This is a genomic window from Paeniglutamicibacter kerguelensis (genome assembly GCF_017876535.1).
Lineage (GTDB): Bacteria > Actinomycetota > Actinomycetes > Actinomycetales > Micrococcaceae > Paeniglutamicibacter > Paeniglutamicibacter kerguelensis.
Genome location: NZ_JAGIOF010000001.1, coordinates 2,593,999 through 2,617,808 on the forward strand (window position 1 = coordinate 2,593,999; position 23,810 = coordinate 2,617,808).

Consider the following 23,810-nt stretch of genomic DNA (forward strand, 5'->3'; position numbering starts at 1 on the left):
TTACAGTACCTCCGGAGCCAGGGAAACGATCTTCATGAACTTCTTGTCGCGAAGCTCACGACCCACCGGACCGAAAATACGGGTACCGCGGGGCTCACCGTCAGCCTTGAGGATGACAGCTGCGTTCTCGTCGAACTTGATGTAGGAACCGTCTGCACGACGGCGCTCCTTCTTGGTGCGAACGATGACAGCCTTGACGACGTCACCCTTCTTTACGTTTCCGCCAGGGATAGCATCCTTGACGGTGGCGACAATGATGTCGCCAATGCCTGCGTAGCGACGGCCAGAGCCACCGAGAACACGAATGGTAAGGATTTCCTTAGCACCGGTGTTATCGGCAACCTTCAGTCGCGATTCCTGCTGAATCACTTTTCACTCCTGTCGTCTCGCTGGTTCTCCTAGGGAGCCTTGCGGAACGGATATGGTCCATCTCAGCCTTCACTTACCCCCACCTCCAAACACTTCAAGCCGGACCGCAGAGCGGTAGCCGGATTTCATGCTGGGGAAGCAGGGCCGAGGCGTTAGCCGAGAGCTATGCCGCACAAACCTTCGGGCCCGTAAACGCCCGTCCGAGTGCACTATGCGTGGCGCTTGAGGTGGATAGTCTCCAAACGCAACGCGCACAGGTTATCTAGTCTACGTTAAAAAGGCCGAGACCCGAAATCCTGTGCTATGCACACGATTTCGGGTCTCGGCAAACGCTACGCACCCCCGTCGAGGGGGATGCGCAACAACGCTAAGCGTCGAGATTCGAAAAGCTTACTTAGCCTTTTCGATGACCTCTACCAGGCGCCACCGCTTGTCAGCGGACAGCGGACGGGTCTCGGCGATGAGAACGAGGTCGCCGATGCCGGCGATGTTCTCTTCGTCGTGAGCCTTCACGTTCTTGTTGCGACGCATGACCTTGCCGTAAAGGGCGTGCTTAACACGGTCCTCAACGTCAACGACGATGGTCTTCTGCATCTTGTCGGAAACCACGTACCCGCGGAGGGTCTTGCGGTCGTTGCGCTCTGAAGCTGCATCCACGACGTTCTCCTTCTCGCTCATTACTTGGCTTCCTCAGTTGCTTCAGCAGCTTCGGCCTTCTTCGAAGACTTCTTGGCCTTCGTAGCTTCCTCTACTGGGACAACAACGTCCGGACGAATGCCCAGCTCGCGTTCGCGCAGTACCGTGTAGATACGAGCGATATCGCGCTTGACAGCCTTCAGGTTGCCGTGCGATTCAAGCTGACCGGTGGCCGACTGGAAACGGAGGTTGAAAAGCTCCTCCTTGGCCTTCTTGAGCTCCTCGACCAGACGGGCGTTATCAAAGCCGTCCAGTGCTTCGGTTGCTAGATCCTTGGATCCGATTGCCATTCCTTATTCACCACCTTCGCGACGCACAATGCGTGCCTTCAACGGCAGCTTGTGGATTGCCAGGCGCAATGCCTCGCGTGCTACCTCTTCACTGACACCGGAGAGTTCGAAGAGAACTCGTCCCGGCTTTACGTTTGCGACCCACCATTCCGGCGAACCCTTACCGGAACCCATGCGGGTTTCGGCAGGCTTCTTGGTCAGCGGACGGTCCGGATAAATGTTGATCCAGACCTTACCGCCACGCTTGATGTGGCGGGTCATGGCGATACGAGCAGCTTCGATCTGGCGGTTGGTAACGTAGGCCGGGGTAAGGGCCTGGATACCGTACTCGCCGAAAGCTACCGTGGTACCGCCCGATGCTGCGCCACTCCGCTTGGGGTGGTGCTGCTTACGGAACTTTACGCGGCGTGGGATAAGCATTTAAGCCTGTCCTCCTTCTGCGCCTGCTGCCGGAGCTTCAGCAGCTGCTGCTGCTTCCGGTGCAGTGTTGCGGTCGTTGCGACGACGACGTTCGCCACCTTCTGGACGTCCACCCGGGCGTCCGCCCGGACGGTCGCCGCGGCCGCGAGCAGGAGCTGCTGCAGCCTGGGCTGCCAGTTCCTTCGAGGTTACGTCGCCCTTGTAGATCCAAACCTTCACGCCGATGCGGCCGAAGGTGGTCTTGGCTTCGAACTTGCCGTAGTCGATGTTCGCACGGAGGGTGTGCAGCGGCACACGACCTTCGCGGTAGAACTCCTTGCGGGACATTTCTGCACCGCCAAGACGACCCGAGCACTGTACGCGGATGCCCTTGGCACCTGCGCGCATTGCCGACTGCATTGCCTTCTTCATCGCGCGGCGGAAAGCCACACGCGAAGCAAGCTGCTCGGCGATGCCCTGTGCAACAAGCTGAGCTTCGATCTCGGGGTTCTTGACCTCGAGGATGTTCAGCTGAACCTGCTTCTGGGTGAGCTTTTCAAGCTCGCCACGGATGCGATCGGCTTCGGCGCCGCGGCGACCGATAACGATGCCCGGACGTGCGGTGTGGATATCCACACGAACACGATCGCGGGTGCGCTCGATCTCGACGCGTGCGATGCCGGCGCGTTCCATGCCGGTGGTCATCAGTTCGCGGATACGGATGTCTTCTTTTACGAAGTCCTTGTATCGCTGGCCGACCTTGGTGGAATCAGCGAACCAGTGCGAAACGTGGTCCGTGGTGATACCGAGGCGGAACCCGTGCGGGTTAACCTTCTGTCCCATTTACTTTTCCCCACCCTTCTTAGGGGTTGCGACGACCACAGTGATGTGGCTCGTGCGCTTCTTGATCTGGTATGCGCGACCCTGAGCACGCGGCTGGAACCGCTTCATGGTCGGACCCTCGTCAACAAACGCTTCGCTGATGATCAGCTCGTCTTCGTTGAACGCGATTCCCTCGCGATCAGCAGCGGCGCGGGCGTTAGCCACGGCCGATGCAACAACCTTGAACACCGGTTCAGAAGCTGCCTGTGGGGCAAACTTCAAAATCGCCAGTGCTTCGTTCGTCTGCTTGCCACGAACCAGGTTGACGACGCGCCGGGCCTTCATAGGCGTCACGCGAATATGGCGCGCAATTGCCTTGGCTTCCATTGCTTTCCTTCTCTCGTCTTCTCGAAGAAGTGCTAAGCACTCACTAACCCTTGCGGGTTAGCGGCGCTTGCCCTTCTTGTCGTCCTTTACGTGGCTACGGAACGTCCGCGTCGGGCTGAATTCGCCGAGCTTGTGCCCGACCATCGACTCGGTGACAAACACAGGAATGTGCTTGCGTCCGTCGTGTACGGCGATCGTGTGCCCGAGCATGTCGGGGATGATCATCGAACGGCGGGACCACGTCTTGATGACGTTTTTGGTGCCCTTTTCGTTCTCAGCAGCTACCTTGACAAACAGGTGCTGATCGACGAAGGGGCCTTTCTTCAGGCTGCGTGGCATGTTTCCAGGCTCCTATCGCTTGTTCTTGCCGGTACGACGGCGACGCACAATGAGCTTGTCGCTTTCCTTGTTCGGACGACGAGTGCGTCCTTCACGCTTACCGTTCGGGTTGACCGGGTGACGACCACCGGAGGTCTTGCCTTCGCCACCACCGTGCGGGTGGTCAACCGGGTTCATGGCTACGCCACGTACGGTCGGGCGAACGCCCTTCCAGCGCATACGGCCGGCCTTGCCCCAGTTGATGTTCGACTGCTCGGCGTTGCCGACCTCGCCGACGGTTGCGCGGCAGCGCACGTCAACGTTGCGGATTTCGCCGGAAGGCAAACGGAGCTGAGCGTAGCGACCCTCACGGGCCACCAGCTGAACCGAGGCACCTGCGGAACGAGCCATCTTGGCACCGCCGCCGGGACGCAGTTCCACAGCGTGGATAACGGTACCCACCGGGATGTTGCGCAACGGCAGGTTGTTGCCTGGCTTGATGTCGGCGTTGGGGCCGGCTTCAATGGCATCGCCCTGGGCGAGCTTGTTCGGTGCAATGATGTAACGCTTGGTTCCATCAATGTAGTGAAGAAGCGCAATGCGAGCGGTACGGTTCGGGTCGTACTCGATGTGAGCGACCTTCGCCGGCACGCCGTCCTTGTCGTGACGACGGAAGTCGATCAGACGATACTGGCGCTTGTGTCCGCCACCCTTGTGACGGGTGGTGATCTTACCGGTGTTGTTACGGCCGCCAGTCTTGTGCAACGGGCGAAGCAACGACTTTTCCGGAGTCGAACGGGTGATTTCTGCGAAGTCGGCAACGCTCGAGCCGCGAAGGCCCGGGGTTGTCGGCTTGTACTTACGGATTCCCATAGTTTAATTCCTCGTTAAAGTGGTCTCCGCTTAGGAAAGCGGACCGCCGAAGATGTCAATCGAGCCTTCCTTCAGGGAGACGATCGCACGCTTGGTAGCCTTGCGCGTCCCCCATCCGAACTTGGTGCGCTTGCGCTTACCGGCACGATTAAGGGTGTTTACGGAATCAACCTTGACCGAGAAGATAGCTTCTACGGCGTTCTTGATTTCCGTCTTGTTTGAACGCGGGTCAACGAGGAAGGTGTACTTGCCTTCGTCGATCAGACCGTAGCTCTTTTCCGAAACGACGGGTGCGATGACCACATCGTGCGGAGCCTTTGAGAAGGTGCTCATTTGGCTTCCTCCTTCTGGACCAGGGCTTCAAAAGCAGCCTTGGTGAAGATGACGTCATCGGAAACCAGAACATCGTAAGTGTTGAGCTGGTCTACGTAGAGAACGTGGGCAGCCACGATGTTGCGGCACGAAAGTGCTGCTACGTCGTTGTTGCGTTCGATGACTACGAGCAGGTTCTTGCGCTCGGACAGCGAGCGCAGGGTGGCCAAGGCCTCCTTGGTGGACGGCGTGGTGCCGGCAACCAGGGCTTCAATGACGTGGATGCGGTTGTTGCGAGCGCGGTCAGACAGGGCGCCGCGCAGTGCAGCAGCCTTCATCTTCTTGGGGGTGCGCTGGCTGTAATCGCGAGGGGTCGGACCGTGGACAACGCCACCGCCGGTCATGTGAGGAGCACGGATGGAACCCTGACGGGCGCGGCCGGTACCCTTCTGCTTGTGCGGCTTGCGACCGGCGCCGGAAACTTCCGAGCGATCCTTGGTCTTGTGCGTGCCCTGACGAGCAGCTGCGAGCTGGGCCACAACGACCTGGTGCAGCAGCGGAACGTTGGTCTGGACGTCGAAGAGCTCCGAAGGAAGTTCTACGGTAAGTGCCTTAGACATTTAGTTATGCTCCCTTCACAGCGGTGCGCACGAGAACGACGCGGCCGCGAGCGCCTGGAACGGCGCCCTTGATCAGCAGGAGGTTCTTCTCGGCGTCCACAGCGTGAACCGTGAGGTTCTGCGTGGTAACACGATCGACGCCCATGCGGCCGGCCATCTTCTGACCCTGGAACACGCGGCCCGGGGTCGAAGCGCCACCGATGGAGCCTGGCTTACGGTGGTTCTTGTGAGCACCGTGCGATGCCGGAGCACCGTGGAAGCCGTGGCGCTTCATAACGCCAGCGAAGCCCTTACCCTTGGACGTTCCAACAACGTCGACCTTCTGGCCGGCGGTGAAGATTTCGACGGAGAGTTCCTGGCCCGGGGCGTAGGATTCAGCGTCTGCGGTGCGCAGCTCAACAACGTGGCGACGCGGGGTAACCCCGGCGGCCTCGAAGTGGCCAGCCAAAGGCTGGGTGACCTTGCGCGGATCGATCTGGCCGTAGCCGATCTGAACTGCAACGTAGCCATCGCGTTCGGCGTTGCGCAGCTGGGTCACGACATTACTGTCGGCCTGTACAACGGTTACCGGGATGAGGTTGTTGTTCTCGTCCCAAACCTGGGTCATGCCGAGCTTCGTGCCCAGCAGGCCCTTTACATTACGGGTTGCGGTCATAGTTTTCTCGCCACCTCCCCTAGAGCTTGATTTCGATGTTGACATCCGCCGGCAGGTCGAGACGCATCAGCGAATCTACGGCCTTCGGGGTCGGATCGATGATGTCGATCAGACGCTTGTGCGTGCGCATTTCGAAGTGCTCACGGCTGTCTTTGTACTTGTGTGGCGAACGGATAACGCAGTACACGTTCTTTTCCGTTGGCAGCGGCACTGGGCCGACTACGGTTGCGCCTGCGCGCGTGACCGTCTCAACGATCTTCCGGGCAGAAACGTCAATGACCTCGTGGTCATACGACTTCAGCCGGATGCGGATTTTTTGTCCCGCCATGGCGTCATGCCTCTTTCTAATTAGCACTCTCTGTACAGTTACTGTGCCCTACGGGTTCCTGGGAACCGGCACGCCTCGCATCGAACTGAATCCGGATAAATCCGGGTTCCTCAATCCGCCGAAGCCCGACCCCCGCGCTCGGGCGTGTCGCGGTTGAAGGCGATACTAGCCCGCATGAATGCGTGGGGGTGATGTTCACGTTTCCAAAAGATTCGGTCGTATTGCTCCCCAGCCCCGGGCATTATCCCGGGTGAGACACAATCTCGGTTGAAAATTCATTGCCCCGGTCTCGGTTACCCGATCAGCAGACATGAACCATGGAAATACTCATGAACAACTTGTCTAGTCTGGCAGACACAGGGCCAAAACACCAAATCGGGCATTCTCTCGCCCAGCTCGCTCACACCGACCGGGCGCGGGGCGTTCCTTGGCGCCAGCTTTGTTCGGGCTTCTCGAAATCCCGGGATTCGCCGCCGGCAAGGGGCGCCGGAGCCCGCCCACTCCCCCGACCTTGCCGCAACAGCTGCACGGAGAACGATCCCCGACGTGCAGTTTCCGTGACGAAACTCACCGCGCCAGCGACTTCAGACCACTACGCACCGTCGCGGTTTGCCCGTCGTATCTCCTTGGCCCGCTGGATTTCCTTCGAAAAGTGTTTGCGCGCCCAGAGTGCAGCTCCGCCAAGAACCACGAGTAGCGCGACAACAATCAAAAATTCCATGACCCCATGGTAGTGGCTGGACCCTTGTCGATCACCATGTTCTCGGCACCCGCGGTCACGATGGAGCATTTGTCGGTGGCCCGGGATTGGGCAGTCAAGCGCTTCCGAATATGTGCGCGGGCCGGGCGGGCGTAATTTTCGTGCTAAGGATTCCGTGGGTGTCGATTTCATTCGAGGAGTGCAGTCCGCGTCGATGGGCGATGGCGCTTCGAAACCGAAAGCCAGCGGAGGAATCGAGACCGCTCCCCCGGTCCGCCGGACGGTTTTTCCGCCGATTCAGCCGACGCTCGTTTCTGATTCCGGCTGCTTTCGCGATAGGGGCACGACAACACACGCGGATGCTGCCATTCCGGTCGATCCTGCCGGCGGGATCGCCGGGCCCCTCGGGTTCATCTGCCCTCCAGGCGAATCCGTGAGGCGGTCCGCTCCGAATGAACAGTCCCCAGGTCGCTTGTTTGGCGGTGCGCCAGCGCGCCCCTTGGGTCGCTTGGCGGTTAACAGAAAAAGACCCCCAACTGTCGAAACAGTTGGGGGTCTTTTCTTAGACCGTTAGGTCAAGATCTGCGAAGTAAAATTACTTGGTGATCTTGGTGACCTTGCCTGAACCAACGGTGCGGCCGCCTTCGCGAATTGCGAAGCCGAGGCCCTCTTCCATGGCGATCGGCTGGATCAGCACGACAGACATTTCGGTGTTGTCGCCAGGCATAACCATTTCCGTGCCTTCCGGCAGGGTGATAACGCCGGTGACGTCCGTGGTGCGGAAGTAGAACTGCGGGCGGTAGTTCGAGTAGAACGGGTTGTGGCGTCCGCCTTCATCCTTGGAAAGGATGTACACGTTGGCCTCGAACTCGGTGTGCGGGGTGATGGAACCCGGCTTCACGATGACCTGGCCACGCTCTACGTCTTCGCGCTTGATGCCGCGAAGCAGCAGACCACAGTTCTCGCCGGCCCAAGCCTCGTCGAGCTGCTTGTGGAACATCTCGATACCGGTAACCGTGGTCTTCTGGACCGGGCGGATGCCGACGATCTCGACCTCGGAGTTGATGGCGAGGGTACCACGCTCGGCGCGGCCCGTAACAACGGTGCCACGACCGGTGATGGTGAAGACGTCTTCAACCGGCATCAGGAACGGCTTGTCGCGGTCACGAACCGGGGTCGGAACGTGCTCGTCAACGGCGTCCATCAGGTCCTCGACGGCCTTGACCCAAACCGGGTCGCCTTCCAGAGCCTTCAGGCCGGAAACGCGCACAACAGGTGCCTCGTCGCCGTCGAAGCCCTGTGCGGAGAGAAGTTCGCGAACTTCCATTTCCACGAGGTCGAGGAGTTCTTCGTCATCTACCATGTCGGACTTGTTCAGTGCGACGAGCAGGTACGGAACGCCAACCTGGCGGGCAAGCAGAACGTGCTCGCGGGTCTGAGCCATCGGGCCGTCAGTAGCGGCAACCACGAGGATCGCGCCGTCCATCTGAGCAGCACCGGTGATCATGTTCTTGATGTAGTCAGCGTGACCCGGGGCATCAACGTGCGCGTAGTGGCGCTTCTCGGTCTGGTACTCGACGTGAGAGATGTTGATGGTAATGCCGCGCTGGCGCTCTTCCGGCGCCGAGTCGATCTGCGAGAAATCGCGCTGTTCGTTCAAATCCGGGTACTTGTCAGCAAGTACCTTGGAGATGGCAGCAGTCAACGTGGTCTTACCGTGGTCAACGTGACCAATGGTGCCGATGTTAACGTGCGGCTTGTTACGCTCGAACTTTGCCTTTGCCACAGGTTCCTCCTAGAAACGTTTACAGAAGACGTACCTCACCCGCTCGGATCGCGGGCGAAACTTATATAAGTCTACTGGGGGCTTGGTGAAATGTTTAAATTGCGGTTGCCTTCGGGATCAATAGCAGATCCATCCGGTGGCCTAGTGGGGTCGATGCACGATTTCTCGCTCTCGACCCCACTGTCCGGCCATTCACCCGATAGTCGGGGTCACGGCCAATTTTTGGTCCTGAACGAAATTACTCGCCGCGGGACTTCTGGATGATCTCGTCGGCTACTGCCTTCGGGACCTCGGCGTAGCTGGAGAACGTCATCGAGTAAACGGCACGACCCTGGGTCTTGGAACGCAGGTCACCGATGTAACCGAACATTTCAGACAGCGGAACCGTTGCACGGATGACCTTCACGCCTGCTGCGTCTTCCATCGAAGCGATGGAGCCACGGCGGGAGTTCAAGTCACCAATGACGTCGCCCATGTATTCCTCGGGGGTACGGACTTCAACATCCATAACCGGCTCGAGGATAATCGGCTGGGCGCGGCGTGCGCCTTCCTTGAACACCTGGGAACCGGCGATCTTGAACGCCATTTCCGAGGAGTCAACGTCGTGGTAGGCACCGTCGAGGAGGGTCGCCTTAACGCCCACCATCGGGTAGCCGGCCAGGATGCCGAACTGCATTGCGTCCTGGATACCTGCGTCAACCGAAGGGATGTATTCGCGAGGAATACGGCCGCCGGTTACGCCGTTCTTGAACTCGTAGATGACGCCGTCAACAACTTCCAGAGGCTCGAACGAGACCTGGACCTTTGCGAACTGGCCGGAACCACCGGTCTGCTTCTTGTGGGTGAAGTCAACCTTCTCCACAGCCTTCTTGATGGTTTCGCGGTAAGCAACCTGCGGCTTGCCAACGTTGGCTTCAACGCGGAATTCGCGACGCATGCGGTCCACCAGGATGTCCAGGTGGAGTTCGCCCATGCCGCCGATTTCGGTCTGGCCGGTGTCCTCGTTGAGGGAGACGGTGAACGTCGGGTCCTCAGCGGAGAGCTTCTGAATAGCGGTCGAGAGCTTTTCCTGGTCGCCCTTGGTCTTCGGCTCAATGGCAACGAAGATCACGGGATCAGGGAAGGACATCGACTCAAGAACGATCGGGTTTGCCGGATCGCACAAGGTGTCACCGGTGGTGGTGTCCTTGAGGCCGATCACTGCGTAGATGTGGCCTGCGTGGACCTCGTCTACGGGCATTTCCTTGTTGGCGTGCATCTGGAAGAGCTTGCCAATACGTTCTTTCTTCTGCTTCGTGGAGTTCAGCAGCTGGGTACCCGGAGTTGCCTTGCCGGAGTACACGCGGATGAAGTTCAACTGGCCGAAGAACGGGTGGGTCGCAATCTTGAAGGCAAGAGCCGAGAACGGCTCGTCCTCGGAAGGTTCGCGACGGATCTCGATCTCTTCGTTCTTCGGATCGTGACCGATCGTCGCGCCAACATCCATCGGGTTCGGCAGGAAGTCGATGACAGCATCGAGCATCGGCTGAACGCCACGGTTCTTGAAGGCGGAGCCACAGAAGACCGGGTAGATCTCGGAGTTGACAACCATCTTGCGGATGCCGGCCTTGAGCTCAGCAATGCTGATCTCTTCGCCTTCGAGGAACTTCTCCATGAGCTCGTCAGAGCCCTCGGCTACGTCCTCAACCAGCTTGGCGCGGTATTCCTCGGCCTTTTCCTGAAGGTCGGCCGGGATTTCCTGGACTTCGTAGGCGGCACCCATGGTGACGTCACCCTTGGAGTCGCCCTCCCATACGAAAGCCTTCATGGTCATCAAGTCGACAACGCCGGTGAACTCGGACTCGGAGCCGATCGGCAGCTGCATTACCAGCGGCTTGGCACCAAGGCGCTTGATGATGGTGTCTACGGTGAAGTAGAAGTCAGCACCCAGCTTGTCCATCTTGTTGACGAAGCAGATACGCGGAACGTTGTACTTGTCAGCCTGGCGCCAAACAGTCTCGGACTGTGGCTCCACGCCTTCCTTGCCATCGAAGACGGCAACTGCGCCATCGAGGACGCGCAAGGAGCGCTCAACCTCAACGGTGAAGTCAACGTGACCCGGGGTGTCAATGATGTTGATCTGGTTCTTGTTCCAGAAGCAGGTCACGGCGGCAGACGTAATCGTAATGCCGCGCTCCTTTTCCTGCTCCATCCAGTCAGTCGTCGAGGCACCATCGTGCGTTTCGCCGAGCTTGTGGTTCACACCCGTGTAGAACAGGATGCGTTCCGTCGTAGTGGTCTTACCGGCATCGATGTGGGCCATGATGCCGATGTTTCGGACCTTATTCAGGTCGGTAAGCACGTCCTGTGCCACGATGTCTCCCTAAGTTGGTGATATCCATTCCAGAGGCGGAACCGATCAATGATCGATCCCGCCATCTGAATAGAACGCTTTTTACCAGCGGTAGTGGGCGAAGGCCTTGTTGGACTCTGCCATCTTGTGAGTGTCTTCGCGACGCTTTACAGCGGCACCCAGACCGTTGGAGGCGTCGAGGATCTCGTTCATGAGACGCTCGATCATGGTCTTCTCGCGGCGAGCCTTCGAGTAGCCAACGAGCCAGCGAAGTGCCAGAGCGGTCGAGCGACCCGGCTTTACTTCTACTGGAACCTGGTAGGTAGCGCCACCAACACGGCGGGAGCGAACCTCGAGGGCCGGGCGGATGTTATCCATGGCCTTCTTGAGGGTCACAACCGGGTCGGTACCGTTCTTGGCCAATGCACCTTCGAGTGCACCGTAAACGATACGCTCTGCGGTGGACTTCTTACCGTCGATCAAAACCTTGTTGATCAGCTGGGTAACAAGCGGGGAACCGTATACCGGATCCGAGACGAGGGGGCGCGCTGGCGCCGGGCCCTTACGAGGCATTACTTACCTTCCTTCTTGGCACCGTAGCGGGAACGAGCCTGCTTACGGTTCTTTACACCCTGGGTATCGAGCGCACCACGTACGATCTTGTAGCGCACACCCGGAAGGTCCTTCACACGACCACCGCGAACGAGCACGATGGAGTGTTCCTGCAGGTTGTGGCCAACGCCCGGAATGTAAGCGGTAACTTCAACGCCACCGGCAAGGCGCACACGTGCGACCTTACGAAGTGCGGAGTTCGGCTTCTTCGGGGTGGTGGTGTACACACGGGTGCATACGCCACGACGCATTGGGTTGCCCTTAAGGGCTGGGGCCTTGGTCTTCTTGACCTTCGGCGAGCGGCCCTTGCGGACCAGCTGCTGAATAGTAGGCACTTTCGTGTCCTCCGGTTTCTTGTTCTGCGGCGCCGCCCACAATAAGACTGCTTGGAGACGCTGCGTTTATAGTCGTTTAGTCACAGCGACTTCGGGTTGACCCCTAGGCGTGCGAAAGTGTGGCATATGTTGCGCAACCTACCCGCAACCCGGACTGTGTCCATTTGCCACACCTATAAAACAATTAGCTCTAGCTTAGCATGAGTTCTCCGCGCTTAATGACACGGGTCTCATCACACACTGCCCTGGTTCCCTTTAAACACAAGGAACTCTTCGTGTGCGGCCACGCTGCCACTTCATCGAAGCAGCCGTGGGACGCATGCGCCACAAGTTGCCGGCGCAACTCGCTGAGACAGCGAAACCGCGATCGGACGCTCCGGGTCTCGGACCTAGCCTGCATCGATCCAGTAGCGACGGGTGCCGTTTCGAGTATCCTCGTACGCGCCTCGGTTCTTCTCTATGGTTCCGCGTGATCCTGCGTTGCCTTCAAGGCATGTCACGAGCACTCGCGATATCCCCAAGGCCCCGGCCATGGGCAGGGTCCGGGCCAGCGCCGCTGTGGCATGACCCTTGCGGCGAGCCGACGGACGAACGCTGTACCCGATGTGTCCGCCTTCGTTGAATAGATAGTCGTTGCGTTCGTGACGGATGGCGAGTGAGCCGAGAATGCTGGCCCCCTGGGCGATCCAAAGGAATGTGCACGGAACATACTCCGGCTTTCGCGGGCTGTCGGGTAGTGCGTCGGCGAGCAGCCGTTCCACAAAACCTTCGAAGACTCCCGGATCCCGCCATTGCTCAAGGTCAAGGTCCTCGGCACTGGCTCCGTCCCGGTGGGCACCGTTGAATTCCATGGCAGCTTCCAGCCAATCGTCCCGGTACCGGACGTCCGGGGCGATGAGTTCGATCATGGCTCGAGCCTATGCAAGTCCATGGTTCAGTTCCGACAGCGACGCGCCACAACTTGCTCGGCGGGCTCACCGCCAGCGATCTTGCCCCACCCCCATTGGTGCCAACCACCCGCTCCCCCCGTTAACGACTTTGGCCGGCATTCCCCGAATGGGGAATGCCGGCCAAAGTTTGTTGCATCAGCGTTGTCCCGCCGAGTGGGCGGGACAACGGCTCATGCCTTAGCGGAAATCGTTGCCGAGATCGTAGTCATCCATGGCGATGGCGTGGAATTCCGGGCTGAGGCCCGGCTCCAAGCCGTCGTAGTCCATGCCGGTGGAGAATGCGGACTGGCCGGTGAACAGCGAAGCCTTCGCTGCCTCGGTCGGTTCCACGTTCACCTGGGTGTAGCGATCCAGGCCGGTGCCGGCCGGGATCAGCTTACCGATGATGACGTTTTCCTTCAGGCCGAGCAATGGATCGGACTTGCCTTCCATTGCAGCCTGGGTCAGGACACGCGTGGTCTCCTGGAAGGAAGCGGCCGAGAGCCACGAGTCGGTAGCCAAGGAAGCCTTGGTGATACCCATGAGCTCGTCACGACCCGATGCCGGCTTCTTGCCTTCGGAGACGGCCTTGCGGTTCGCGTTCTGGAAGCGAGCGCGGTCAGCAAGCTCACCCGGCAGCAAGTCGGTTTCGCCCGACTCGATGACGGTGATGCGGCGAAGCATCTGACGAACGATGACTTCCACGTGCTTGTCGTGGATGCCTACGCCCTGGGACTGGTAGACCTCCTGGACTTCGCGGACCAGGAACTTCTGGGCTTCACGCGGGCCGAGGACACGAAGAACCTGCTTCGGGTCGATGGCACCTGCAACCAGCTGCTGGCCAACCGCCACCGAATCGCCATCGGCGACCAGCAGGCGTGCACGGCGCAACACCGGGTAGGCGATTTCTTCGTCGCCGTTGTCCGGGGTGATCACGATGCGCAGCTGCTTCTCGGAGTCCTCGATGGACACGCGACCGGCAACCTCGGAGATCGGAGCAACACCCTTCGGGGTACGTGCTTCGAAGAGCTCCTGGATACGTGGCAGACCCTGGGTGATATCTTCCGCGGAGGCAGCGCCACCGGTGTGGAAGGTACGCATGGTCAGCTGGGTACCCGGCTCACCGATGGACTGTGCGGCAATAATGCCCACTGCCTCACCGATGTCGACGGTCTTGCCGCTTGCAAGCGAGCGGCCATAGCACAGTGCACAGGTTCCGACTGCCGACTCACAGGTCAGCACGGAGCGGACCTTGATGTCGGTGACACCAGCTGCGAACAGTTCGTCGATGAGCACGTCGCCCACGTCCGAGCCGCCTGCTGCCAGCACCTTGCCCGAGGCGTCGACCACGTCGGTGGCCAGCGTACGGGTGTAGGCCGAGTTCTCAACGGTTTCGTGCATGCGCACGGTACCGATTTCGTCTGTGTACGCGATCGGCACGTTCAGGCCGCGGCTGGTGCCACAGTCCTGTTCGCGAACGATGACGTCCTGCGACACGTCGACCAGACGACGGGTCAGGTAACCCGAGTTTGCGGTCTTCAACGCGGTATCGGCCAGACCCTTACGGGCACCGTGGGTGGCGATGAAGTACTCGAGAACCGACAGGCCTTCGCGGTACGAAGACTTGATCGGACGCGGGATGATCTCGCCCTTAGGGTTGGACACCAGACCACGGATACCGGCAATCTGGCGCAGCTGCAGCCAGTTACCACGAGCCTTCGAGGTCACCATTCGGTTAATGGTGTTCAGCTCTTCCATGCCGGCCTTCATGGCCTCGGCTACCTCGTCGGTTGCCTTGGTCCAGATGTCGATCAGGTCCTGGCGACGCTCCGAGTCGGCAATCAGGCCCTTGTCGAACTGCGACTGGACGCGCTTGGCCTTCTCCTCGTACGGAGCAAGGATGGTTGCCTTGTCCATGTTCGAGGTGATGTCGGAGATGGCGACGGTGACACCCGAGCGGGTGGCCCACTTGAAGCCTGCATCCTTCAGGTTGTCCAGCGTTGCCGCCGTGACAATCTTCGGGTAGCGCTCGGCGAGATCGTTGACGATCTCGGAGAGTGCATCCTTGCCGGCAACCTGCTCAACCCACGGGTAGTCCGCCGGCAGGGTCTCGTTGAAGAGAACCTGGCCCAGCGAAGTGGAGATCAGTGCATCTTCACCCTCGACCCAGCCTTCCGGTGCCGGCTGCTCCTCGGAAGGAACAAAGCCGGAAACGCGGATCTTGACCGGCGAGTTCAGGTGCAGCTCGCCGCGGTCCATCGCCATGATCGCCTCGGCCGGCGAGGAGAACGCACGACCGGCGCCCTTCTCGTCCAGACGCTTGGTGGTCAGGTGGTGGAGGCCGATGATCATATCCTGCGAAGGCAGGGCAACCGGGCGGCCGTCCGAAGGCTTCAAGATGTTGTGCGAGGACAGCATCAGGATGCGTGCTTCGGCCTGGGCTTCGGGGCTCAGCGGCAGGTGAACTGCCATCTGGTCACCGTCGAAGTCGGCGTTGAATGCGGCACAAACCAGCGGGTGCAGCTGAAGGGCCTTGCCTTCAACCAGCTGTGGTTCGAACGCCTGGATACCCAAACGGTGCAGGGTAGGTGCACGGTTCAGCAGCACAGGGTGCTCGGTGATGATCTCTTCGAGAACATCCCAAACCTGCGGGCGGTAACGCTCGACCATGCGCTTGGCGCTCTTGATGTTCTGTGCGTGGTTGAGGTCAACCAGGCGCTTCATCACGAACGGCTTGAAGAGCTCCAGGGCCATCTGCTTGGGCAGACCACACTGGTGCAGCTTCAGCTGCGGGCCGACAACGATGACCGAACGGCCGGAGTAGTCAACGCGCTTGCCGAGCAGGTTCTGACGGAAACGTCCCTGCTTGCCCTTGAGCATGTCGGAAAGCGACTTCAACGGACGGTTGCCTGGACCCGTGACCGGGCGGCCACGACGACCGTTGTCGAAGAGCGAGTCAACAGCTTCCTGCAGCATGCGCTTTTCGTTGTTGACGATGATTTCCGGTGCGCCAAGGTCCAACAAACGCTTCAGGCGGTTGTTGCGGTTGATGACGCGGCGGTACAGGTCGTTGAGGTCGGAGGTCGCGAAGCGGCCACCGTCCAGCTGGACCATCGGGCGCAGTTCCGGCGGGATCACCGGTACGGCGTCAAGAACCATGCCCAACGGGGAGTTGGACGTGGTCAGGAACGCGTTGACGACCTTGAGGCGCTTGAGCGCACGGGTCTTCTTCTGTCCCTTGCCGTTTTCGATGATGTCGCGAAGGATCTCGGCTTCCGCGGCCATGTCGAAGGACTCGAGGCGCTTCTTGATGGCTTCGGCGCCCATGGAGCCCTCGAAGTACAGTCCGTAGCGCTCGCGCAGCGAGCGGAACAGGCCTTCGTCTCCTTCGAGGTCGGCGACCTTGAGGTTCTTGAATCGGTCCCAGACCTGGTCAAGACGTTCGATGTCCGCATCGGCGCGCTTACGCACCTGGGCCATCGTCTTGTCGGCCAGATCGCGGGCCTTCTTCTTTTCCGCAGCCTTGGCACCTTCGGCTTCGAGGGCAGCAAGCTGGTTCTCGAGGTCGCGGGCGATGGAGGCGATGTCGGAGTCGCGGGTGTCGACCAGCTGCTTGCGTTCCAGGTCGTGCTGCGCCTGGAGGTTCGGCAGTTCGGCGTGACGGCGCTCTTCGTCAACGGAGGTGACCATGTAGGCGGCGAAGTAAATGATCTTTTCAAGATCCTTCGGTGCCAGGTCAAGCAGGTAGCCCAAGCGCGAGGGAACGCCCTTGAAGTACCAGATGTGGGTTACAGGGGCTGCAAGCTCGATGTGACCCATGCGTTCGCGACGAACCTTGGCACGGGTAACTTCAACACCACAGCGTTCGCAGATGATGCCCTTGAAGCGCACGCGCTTGTACTTGCCGCAGTAGCACTCCCAGTCGCGGGAAGGGCCGAAGATCTTTTCGCAGAAAAGACCGTCCTTCTCCGGCTTGAGGGTGCGGTAGTTGATGGTTTCGGGCTTCTTAACCTCGCCGTAGCTCCACCCGCGGATCTCTTCCGCAGTTGCCAGGCCGATGCGCATGAGGCCGAATGAGGATTCGCTGGACATATGGTCCTTATCTCTCTTCTAAGTTTCTGAAGTCTAATGTGGTGAGGTGTTCGCGGAACCCGAAGGTTCCACGCTCACCGTGGGTCTGGAAGATATCCAGTTCCGTTTGGTCCCGGCGGTCGAAGGAGCGCTGCGCTGGTGTTGCCACCGGCACCGCTCCCCCGACCACAGGACGTCAGTTGGAACTAAACTTCTTCGACGGAGTTCGGTTCCGACCGGGAAAGGTCGATGCCGAGTTCTTCCGCGGCCCGGAAGACTTCTTCATCCGAGTCTCGCATTTCGATGGTGTTGCCGTCGGTTCCGAGGACCTCGACGTTCAAGCACAACGACTGCATTTCCTTGATCAGGACCTTGAACGATTCCGGGACACCTGGTTCCGGGATGTTCTCGCCCTTGACGATTGCCTCGTAGACCTTCACGCGACCGTGAATATCATCGGACTTGATCGTGAGCAGTTCCTGCAGGGTGTATGCGGCACCGTAGGCCTCCAGGGCCCACACTTCCATTTCACCGAAGCGCTGGCCACCGAACTGTGCCTTACCACCCAACGGCTGCTGGGTGATCATGGAGTACGGACCGGTGGAACGTGCGTGGATCTTGTCGTCCACCAGGTGGTGGAGCTTCAGGATGTACATGTAGCCAACGGAAACCGGATCCGGGAACGGCTCGCCGGAGCGGCCGTCGAACAGACGGGCCTTACCGGAGTTGCCGATCAGGCGCTTGCCGTCGCGGGTCACATTGGTGTGGTCGAGGATGCCGCGGATTTCGTTTTCCGTGGCGCCATCGAAGACCGGGGTGGAAACCTTGCTGGAGCCGACTTCACGCGGGAGGTCCGGCAGGTTCTTGACCCACTCCGGCTCGCCCTCGATCTTCCAGCCCTGCTTGGCAGCCCACGCGAGGTGGATTTCCAGGACCTGGCCGACGTTCATTCGACCCGGAACACCCAAGGGGTTCAGGACGACGTCAACCGGGGTTCCGTCTTCAAGGAACGGCATGTCTTCGATCGGAAGGATCTTGGAGATGACGCCCTTGTTACCGTGGCGGCCTGCAAGCTTGTCACCGTTGGTGATCTTGCGCTTCTGTGCCACGTAGACGCGAACCAGCTGGTTCACGCCCGGGGGCAGGTCGTCGTCGTTGTCGCGGTCGAAGATGCGGACACCGATGACCACGCCGGACTCGCCGTGCGGAACCTTCAGGGAAGTATCGCGAACTTCGCGGGACTTCTCACCGAAGATGGCGCGCAACAGGCGCTCTTCCGGGGTCAGCTCGGTTTCACCCTTCGGGGTGACACGGCCAACCAGGATGTCGCCTGCTTCAACCTCGGCACCGATGTGGATGATGCCGCGCTCGTCGAGCTGCGCCAGGATCTCTTCGGAGACGTTCGGGATGTCGCGGGTAACTTCCTCGGCACCAAGCTTGGTGTCGCGGGCGTCGACTTCGTGTTCTTCGATGTGGATCGAGGTGAGCACGTCGTCGGAGACCATGCGCTGGGAGAGGATGATCGCATCCTCGAAGTTGTGACCTTCCCAGGACATGAAGGCAACCAGCAGGTTCTTGCCCAGGGCGAGCTCGCCCTTGTCGGTGGACGGGCCGTCGGCGATGATCGAGTTGTAGTCAACACGATCGCCTTCGGAAACCATCACGCGCTGGTTGTATGCGTTGCCCTGGTTGGAGCGAGCAAACTTCATGATCGGGTAGGCGGCTTCGGTGCCATCGTCGTTCATGACGGTGACAAGGTCGGCCGAAACCTCGGAGACAACGCCTCCGGTGGTTGCGATGACCGAGTCGCCGGCGTCGACTGCCGCGAACTTCTCCATGCCGGTACCCACGAGTGGGGACTCGGAGGCAAGCAGCGGCACAGCCTGACGCTGCATGTTCGCACCCATGAGGGCGCGGTTGGCATCGTCGTGCTCGAGGAACGGAATCAGGGCGGTTGCCACGGACACCATCTGGCGCGGGGAAACGTCCATGTATTCAACTTCGGACGGTTCCACGATGACGGGCTCGCCGCCGCCGCCGCGCTCGCGGACCAGGACGCCGTCTTCAATGAAGCGGTTGTCTGCATCCAGCGGTGCGTTGGCCTGTGCGATGAAGTTTTCGAGTTCCTCATCCGCGGTCAGGTAGTCGATTTCGCCGGTGAGGCGACCGTCGACGACCTTGCGGTACGGAGTTTCGATGAAGCCGAAAGCGTTGATGCGGCCGTAGGTCGCCAACGAACCGATCAGACCAATGTTCGGGCCTTCAGGGGTTTCAATCGGGCACATGCGTCCGTAGTGGGACGGGTGAACGTCTCGAACTTCCATGCCTGCACGGTCACGGGACAGACCGCCCGGGCCCAGCGCGGAGAGACGACGCTTGTGCGTCAAACCGGCCAGCGGGTTGTTCTGGTCCATGAACTGCGAGAGCTGGGAGGTTCCGAAGAACTCCTTGATCGCTGCAACAACCGGGCGGATGTTGATCAGCGTCTGCGGGGTGATTGCCTCGACGTCCTGCGTGGTCATGCGTTCGCGGACCACGCGCTCCATGCGGGACAGACCCGTGCGGACCTGGTTTTCGATCAATTCGCCAACGGCGCGGATGCGACGGTTGCCGAAGTGGTCGATGTCATCGACGCTCACGGTCAAGGCAACGGGCTTGCCGTCGCGCATGCCCGGGGTGGTCTTCTCGCCGGCGTGCAGGGCAACCAGGAACTTGATCATTGCGACAATGTCGTCAATGTTCAGCACCGAGGCGTCCGGGGAATCAAGCGGGGTTTCAACACCGAGCTTGCGGTTGATCTTGTAACGACCAACCTTTGCCAGGTCGTAGCGCTTCGCCTCGAAGTAGAGGTTCTTGAGCAACGCCTGTGCAGCATCGACCGTCGGCGGTTCGCCCGGGCGAAGCTTGCGGTAGATATCCAGGAGGGCTTCTTCCTGGGTATCGGTGGTGTCCTTCTCCAGGGTGGCGCGGATCGAGTCGTACTGTCCGAACTCTTCCAGGATGCGGCCTTCGGTCCAGCCTAGGGCCTTGAGCAGAACGGTGACCGACTGCTTGCGCTTGCGGTCGAGGCGAACGCCGACCTGGTCGCGCTTGTCGATTTCCAGTTCGAACCATGCACCACGCGACGGGATGATCTTCGCGGTGAAGATGTCCTTGTCACTGGTCTTGTCCGGGGTGCGCTCGAAGTAGGCGCCCGGGGAACGAACGAGCTGGGATACCACGACACGCTCGGTGCCGTTGATGATGAAGGTACCCTTGTCCGTCATCAGCGGGAAGTCGCCCATGAACACGGTCTGCTGCTTGATTTCGCCCGTGTTGTTGTTCATGAACTCGGCCTTGACGTACAGCGGAGCGGCGTACGTGGCGTCGCGGTCCTTGCACTCGGCCATGGTGTACTTCGGATCAGCGAACTCAGGCTCCGAGAAGCTCAGGGACATGGTCTCCTGGAAGTCTTCAATCGGGGAGATCTCTTCGAAGATCTCGGCCAGACCCGAAGTCGTGGCTACACTGGTGTCACCAATGGTCTGGGCGTATGCCAGACGGTTCTTCCAGCGCTCGTTGCCGACGAGCCAGTCAAAGCTCTCGGTCTGAAGTGCCAAAAGATTAGGAACATCAAGTGGTTCGTGAATCTTTGCAAAAGAAAGTCGGCCAGCATATTCCGCGCTGCGGGCCGAACTAGCGGTTTGGTTGTTAGAGGTGCTCGAGGCGACCAAGATGGATCCTTCCACAGACCGTCAGGTTTCCGACGCCGTCTCTCTGCCCGAGTTTCACTCGCAACAGCACCGTTGAGCAGGCCCACCGCTATATGAAGGCCGGAGATGAAAAGAGAAGACGCAAATCTCCACGTTACACCATGCGGCTTACCATGTCCACCACCAAACTCGCAAACCCGACCCGGAAACCCCCGCAACTCCTGAGAGATGGATCACGGTTTGTTGATAATTCTGTGGTGCAAACCACAGCGCGCTAGCCTAGAAGTAAACATTCACCCTGTTTTACCGAAAGCGAGAATTCGATCATGTCTTCACACCGTGACGCCGTCATAGTCGCCGGCGCCCGCACCCCGTTCGGCCGCCTGAATGGCCAGCTTTTAAAGCTGAGCGCAGTTGAGCTTGGTGCCGCAGCCATCCGCGGGGCACTGCAGCGCTCCGCCGTGCCAGCCGAGGATGTCCAGGCAGTAATCATGGGACACGTGGTCCAGGCCGGGTGCGGCCAGAACCCTGCCCGCCAGAGTTCAATCGCCGCCGGAATCGGCTGGAACGTCAACGCCATCACGGTCAACAAGGTGTGCCTCTCGGGCCTCTCGGCCATCGCGGATGCCGCCCGCCTGATCCGCGTGGGCGATGCCGACGTGGTCGTGGCCGGCGGCCAGGAGTCGATGTCCAACACCCCGCACATTCTTCCGGGCTCGCGCCAGGGCTGGACCTACGGAAACATCACAGCCATCGACTCGGTGACCCACGACGGCCTTACCGACGCCTTCGACGGAAACTCCATGGGCAGCAGCACCGAAGCCAAGAACACTGTGCTGGGACTGACCCGCACCGAGCAGGACGAGGTTGCAGCGGCATCGCACCAGCGTGCCGCCGCCGCCGTCGAGGCCGGGATCTTCACCGAGGAAATCGTGGAGATCAGCATCCCGCAGCGCAAGGGCGATCCCCTGGTTGTTTCCGCCGACGAGGGCATCCGTCCGACGACCACCGTCGAGACCCTTGCCGGCCTGCGCCCGGCCTTCGCCAAGGACGGCACCATTACCGCCGGCAACTCCTCGCCGCTCTCCGATGGCGCCGCAGCCGTTGTCGTCACTTCGCGCGAGTACGCCATCGCGCACAACCTTGAGATCCTGGCCACCGTCGGTGCAGCCGGTCAGGTTGCCGGTCCCGACAATTCCCTGCACTCGCAGCCTTCGAATGCCATTGCCGCTGCCTTGAAAACCCAAGGCTGGGAAACCTCGGACCTGGACTTCATCGAGATCAACGAGGCCTTCGGCGCGGTTGCCTGCCAGTCGCTCAAGGACCTTGGCTACCCGCTGGAAAAGACAAACATCCACGGCGGGGCAATCGCACTGGGCCACCCGATCGGCGCCTCCGGCGCACGCCTGGCCCTGAGCGCGGCACTTGAACTCAAGCGCCGCGGATCCGGCAAGGCAGCTGTCAGCCTGTGCGGCGGCGGCGGCCAGGGCGATGCGCTGCTGTTGGTGCGCGAAGCCTAAAGATGGAGGATCAGCTGCCGGCCGACGGCCTGGAACGCATGCAACGCGATGCCCGCAGCCGCGGGCTGCACGTTGACGTGGTTACCCGCCAACAGGCCGGCAGCCTGGTCGAAGCAGCCGGGCTCATGGGCCTGGAGGTCCATGAGATCGTCAAGTCGCTTGTGGTGAAGCACAAGGACGGTACATTCTTGTTTGCGTTGATTCCAGGGGACCGCAGCATTTCGTGGCCAAAGCTGCGGGCCTTGCTGGGCGTCAACAAGCTGTCCCTGCCGCGCCCGGAGGTGGCCCTTGCAGCAACCGGCTACGAGCGAGGCACCATCACTCCCCTGGGCGCGACAACTCCGTGGCCGGTCTACGTTGATTCAAGCGTTGCTGCCGGCAGGATCTGCCTGGGCGCCGGCGCCCACGGCCACTCGGCATTCGTCGACTCGACGGAACTGATTTCCGCACTCAACGCGACGGTCGCCGACATCAGCGACGCTGAAGCACCGGGCTAAGCAACTTCTTTCCGCGCGCCCCCAGGAATTCAAGTCCTTTTGTCGTGGCTGCTGCCAGCGGCTTGGCCAACGGGCGCTCGACAAAGCGGTGCACCAGGTACGCGGCCGTGAACACGATGCCCATGACAATCGGCAATGTCAGGTACTTGCCCAACGTGGGATTGAGGTGGTCGATCAGCCACCAGCCCCACACCTGATGCAAGAGGTACACAGGGTAGGTCAGCGCCCCCGCCAATGCCAGGAAATTCCATTGGACGTTGCGTAGCGGCGTCAGGCTCAGGGCAGCAACGCATGCGAACAGCCCCGCGACGATTAGCCAGTAGGTCCACGGCGCGACGTGATAGCCAACCAGCTCCATGGCTTCCACCGGCGCTTTCAGCCCCGTGAAGTAGGCGGACAGCGCGACATTGAGCAGCAGTATGCTCCAGCGTTGCAGGTTGTGTCCGAAGCGGTAAATCATGAACAACATCATGCCGCCGGCAAAGAGCGGGGCGTATTCGGCCATCAACAGGTAGGTGGCGTTTCCATTTCCCAAGAGTTCGGCGCCAAGGCCCAGGAGCGGCCAGACCACCGCAAAGACGGTCACCCCGCGAATCGTCAGCAGGCGCAGCAGGATCAACGCCAGGATGACCAAGTAGAATCGCAACTCGATCCAAAGCGTCCAGTAGACGCCGTCGATATGCCGCATGCCCATCATCGGGTGGAACATGGTGAGGTTTGCCAGCAATTCCTTAATGCCTCGCCCCTCGCCCAACTTCGGCCACATGACGATCACCAGGAAGCCGGTGGCAAGCACGGCGACCCAATAGGCCGGGTAGAGCCTGCCCACGCGTGAACCAACGAACCTGCTCGCACTCTTCCCGTAGGCCGAGAGCAGGATGACGAATCCAGAGATGATGAAGAAGAGCTGCACACCCATGTTGCCGTAGAGGGTGAACTTTGAAAGCTCGGGCCAGGCGTCCTTGGCCATCGGGGTTCCCCAAAATTCATGGCGCCACGCGGTGTAGTGGTAGAGCAGGACCAGGACCGCGGCAAGGAATCGAAGGCCGTCCAGCAATGCCAGTCTCGGCGCACGCGGTGTCTGGGCAGCAGGTTGCGTCAAGGCGCCGTTTTGGCGCGGGACGTCAATGAGCGCTGTTCCGGAATCCGGCAAAGCCATACCCCACCTTTAGTTGATTTGCGTTGTCTTTTCGTTATCAACGGTAGCAAAGTTCATTGCTTGCAATCCGATAGTGGGTTTTTTCTCACCCCGCTGCGTTGATGGAAG

General features: G+C 60.3%; 23 protein-coding genes. 2 read left to right on the top strand and 21 right to left on the bottom strand.

All coding sequences use genetic code 11. From position 1 onward, the window contains the following. The 20 genes from rplN to rpoB form a co-directional block, all read right to left on the bottom strand. Nucleotides 1–369, bottom strand: a complete 369-nt coding sequence (rplN, locus tag JOF47_RS11865; protein ID WP_209998446.1) for a 50S ribosomal protein L14 — start codon at nt 367–369, stop codon at nt 1–3. A gap of 390 nt (nt 370–759) precedes the next feature. After that, nucleotides 760–1,047 carry a 30S ribosomal protein S17 gene (rpsQ, locus tag JOF47_RS11870; RefSeq protein WP_209998448.1) on the bottom strand — a complete coding sequence of 96 codons (288 nt, stop codon included), beginning with the start codon at nt 1,045–1,047 and terminating at the stop codon, nt 760–762. Further along, nucleotides 1,047–1,355, bottom strand: a complete 309-nt coding sequence (gene rpmC / locus JOF47_RS11875) for a 50S ribosomal protein L29 (RefSeq protein ID WP_209998450.1) — start codon at nt 1,353–1,355, stop codon at nt 1,047–1,049. The genes rpsQ and rpmC overlap by 1 nt, the downstream gene beginning before the upstream one ends. A 3-nt stretch (nt 1,356–1,358) precedes the next feature. Next, the gene (gene rplP, locus JOF47_RS11880) at nt 1,359–1,775 is read right to left on the bottom strand and encodes a 50S ribosomal protein L16 (RefSeq protein WP_068731518.1); all 417 of its coding nucleotides are present in this window, start codon (nt 1,773–1,775) and stop codon (nt 1,359–1,361) included. Continuing rightward, nucleotides 1,776–2,597, bottom strand: a complete 822-nt coding sequence (gene rpsC / locus JOF47_RS11885; RefSeq protein ID WP_209998459.1) for a 30S ribosomal protein S3 — start codon at nt 2,595–2,597, stop codon at nt 1,776–1,778. Beyond that, a complete protein-coding gene (gene rplV, locus JOF47_RS11890) occupies nt 2,598–2,963 on the bottom strand; it encodes a 50S ribosomal protein L22 (protein WP_105548304.1) in 366 nt (121 codons plus the stop codon). Nucleotides 2,964–3,020: 57 nt separating this feature from the next. Then, the gene (gene rpsS, locus JOF47_RS11895; protein ID WP_068731512.1) at nt 3,021–3,302 is read right to left on the bottom strand and encodes a 30S ribosomal protein S19; all 282 of its coding nucleotides are present in this window, start codon (nt 3,300–3,302) and stop codon (nt 3,021–3,023) included. Between the two features lie 12 nt (nt 3,303–3,314). Beyond that, nucleotides 3,315–4,154: a 50S ribosomal protein L2 gene (rplB, locus tag JOF47_RS11900; RefSeq protein ID WP_209998461.1), complete on the bottom strand. Its 840-nt coding sequence runs from the start codon at nt 4,152–4,154 to the stop codon at nt 3,315–3,317. Nucleotides 4,155–4,184: 30 nt separating this feature from the next. Then, nucleotides 4,185–4,487, bottom strand: coding sequence for a 50S ribosomal protein L23 (gene rplW / locus JOF47_RS11905; protein WP_071212935.1), 303 nt, complete (start codon nt 4,485–4,487; stop codon nt 4,185–4,187). After that, nucleotides 4,484–5,086, bottom strand: coding sequence for a 50S ribosomal protein L4 (rplD, locus tag JOF47_RS11910; RefSeq protein WP_209998463.1), 603 nt, complete (start codon nt 5,084–5,086; stop codon nt 4,484–4,486). The genes rplW and rplD overlap by 4 nt, the downstream gene beginning before the upstream one ends. Nucleotides 5,087–5,090: 4 nt before the next feature. Next, nucleotides 5,091–5,741 carry a 50S ribosomal protein L3 gene (gene rplC, locus JOF47_RS11915; RefSeq protein ID WP_209998465.1) on the bottom strand — a complete coding sequence of 217 codons (651 nt, stop codon included), beginning with the start codon at nt 5,739–5,741 and terminating at the stop codon, nt 5,091–5,093. 19 nt (nt 5,742–5,760) lie between these two features. Then, nucleotides 5,761–6,069 carry a 30S ribosomal protein S10 gene (gene rpsJ, locus JOF47_RS11920; RefSeq protein WP_003803825.1) on the bottom strand — a complete coding sequence of 103 codons (309 nt, stop codon included), beginning with the start codon at nt 6,067–6,069 and terminating at the stop codon, nt 5,761–5,763. A 592-nt stretch (nt 6,070–6,661) separates the two neighbouring features. Beyond that, a complete protein-coding gene (locus JOF47_RS22195; RefSeq protein WP_281070242.1) occupies nt 6,662–6,790 on the bottom strand; it encodes a hypothetical protein in 129 nt (42 codons plus the stop codon). A gap of 574 nt (nt 6,791–7,364) precedes the next feature. Continuing rightward, nucleotides 7,365–8,555, bottom strand: a complete 1,191-nt coding sequence (gene tuf / locus JOF47_RS11925; protein ID WP_209998467.1) for an elongation factor Tu — start codon at nt 8,553–8,555, stop codon at nt 7,365–7,367. Between the two features lie 238 nt (nt 8,556–8,793). Next, complete coding sequence (fusA, locus tag JOF47_RS11930; protein ID WP_209998469.1) at nt 8,794–10,908, bottom strand: elongation factor G; 2,115 nt, start codon at nt 10,906–10,908, stop codon at nt 8,794–8,796. 81 nt (nt 10,909–10,989) lie between these two features. After that, a complete protein-coding gene (rpsG, locus tag JOF47_RS11935) occupies nt 10,990–11,460 on the bottom strand; it encodes a 30S ribosomal protein S7 (protein WP_209998471.1) in 471 nt (156 codons plus the stop codon). Continuing rightward, entirely contained in the window at nt 11,460–11,834 is a 375-nt protein-coding gene (gene rpsL / locus JOF47_RS11940; RefSeq protein WP_068731493.1) for a 30S ribosomal protein S12, read from the bottom strand. Before rpsL ends, rpsG begins: the two co-directional genes overlap by 1 nt. A 389-nt stretch (nt 11,835–12,223) precedes the next feature. Next, the gene (locus JOF47_RS11945) at nt 12,224–12,742 is read right to left on the bottom strand and encodes a GNAT family N-acetyltransferase (RefSeq protein WP_209998480.1); all 519 of its coding nucleotides are present in this window, start codon (nt 12,740–12,742) and stop codon (nt 12,224–12,226) included. Between the two features lie 219 nt (nt 12,743–12,961). Continuing rightward, nucleotides 12,962–16,855: a DNA-directed RNA polymerase subunit beta' gene (locus tag JOF47_RS11950; RefSeq protein WP_209998482.1), complete on the bottom strand. Its 3,894-nt coding sequence runs from the start codon at nt 16,853–16,855 to the stop codon at nt 12,962–12,964. Nucleotides 16,856–17,040: 185 nt separating this feature from the next. Next, on the bottom strand, nt 17,041–20,547 hold the full coding sequence (gene rpoB, locus JOF47_RS11955; RefSeq protein ID WP_209998483.1) for a DNA-directed RNA polymerase subunit beta: 3,507 nt from the start codon (nt 20,545–20,547) through the stop codon (nt 17,041–17,043). 305 nt (nt 20,548–20,852) lie between these two features. Between rpoB and JOF47_RS11960 the strand changes: the two genes are divergently transcribed. Together JOF47_RS11960 and JOF47_RS11965 are read left to right on the top strand one after the other, a co-directional pair. After that, the gene (locus JOF47_RS11960) at nt 20,853–22,046 is read left to right on the top strand and encodes an acetyl-CoA C-acetyltransferase (RefSeq protein WP_209998485.1); all 1,194 of its coding nucleotides are present in this window, start codon (nt 20,853–20,855) and stop codon (nt 22,044–22,046) included. A gap of 2 nt (nt 22,047–22,048) precedes the next feature. Continuing rightward, nucleotides 22,049–22,543 (top strand): aminoacyl-tRNA deacylase, encoded by a 495-nt coding sequence (locus JOF47_RS11965; protein WP_209998487.1) that lies wholly within the window; start codon nt 22,049–22,051, stop codon nt 22,541–22,543. On the opposite strand, the gene JOF47_RS11970 is transcribed toward JOF47_RS11965, so the two are convergent. Beyond that, nucleotides 22,518–23,702 (bottom strand): acyltransferase family protein, encoded by a 1,185-nt coding sequence (locus tag JOF47_RS11970; RefSeq protein WP_209998489.1) that lies wholly within the window; start codon nt 23,700–23,702, stop codon nt 22,518–22,520. The genes JOF47_RS11965 and JOF47_RS11970 overlap by 26 nt on opposite strands. Nucleotides 23,703–23,810 lie beyond the last annotated feature (108 nt).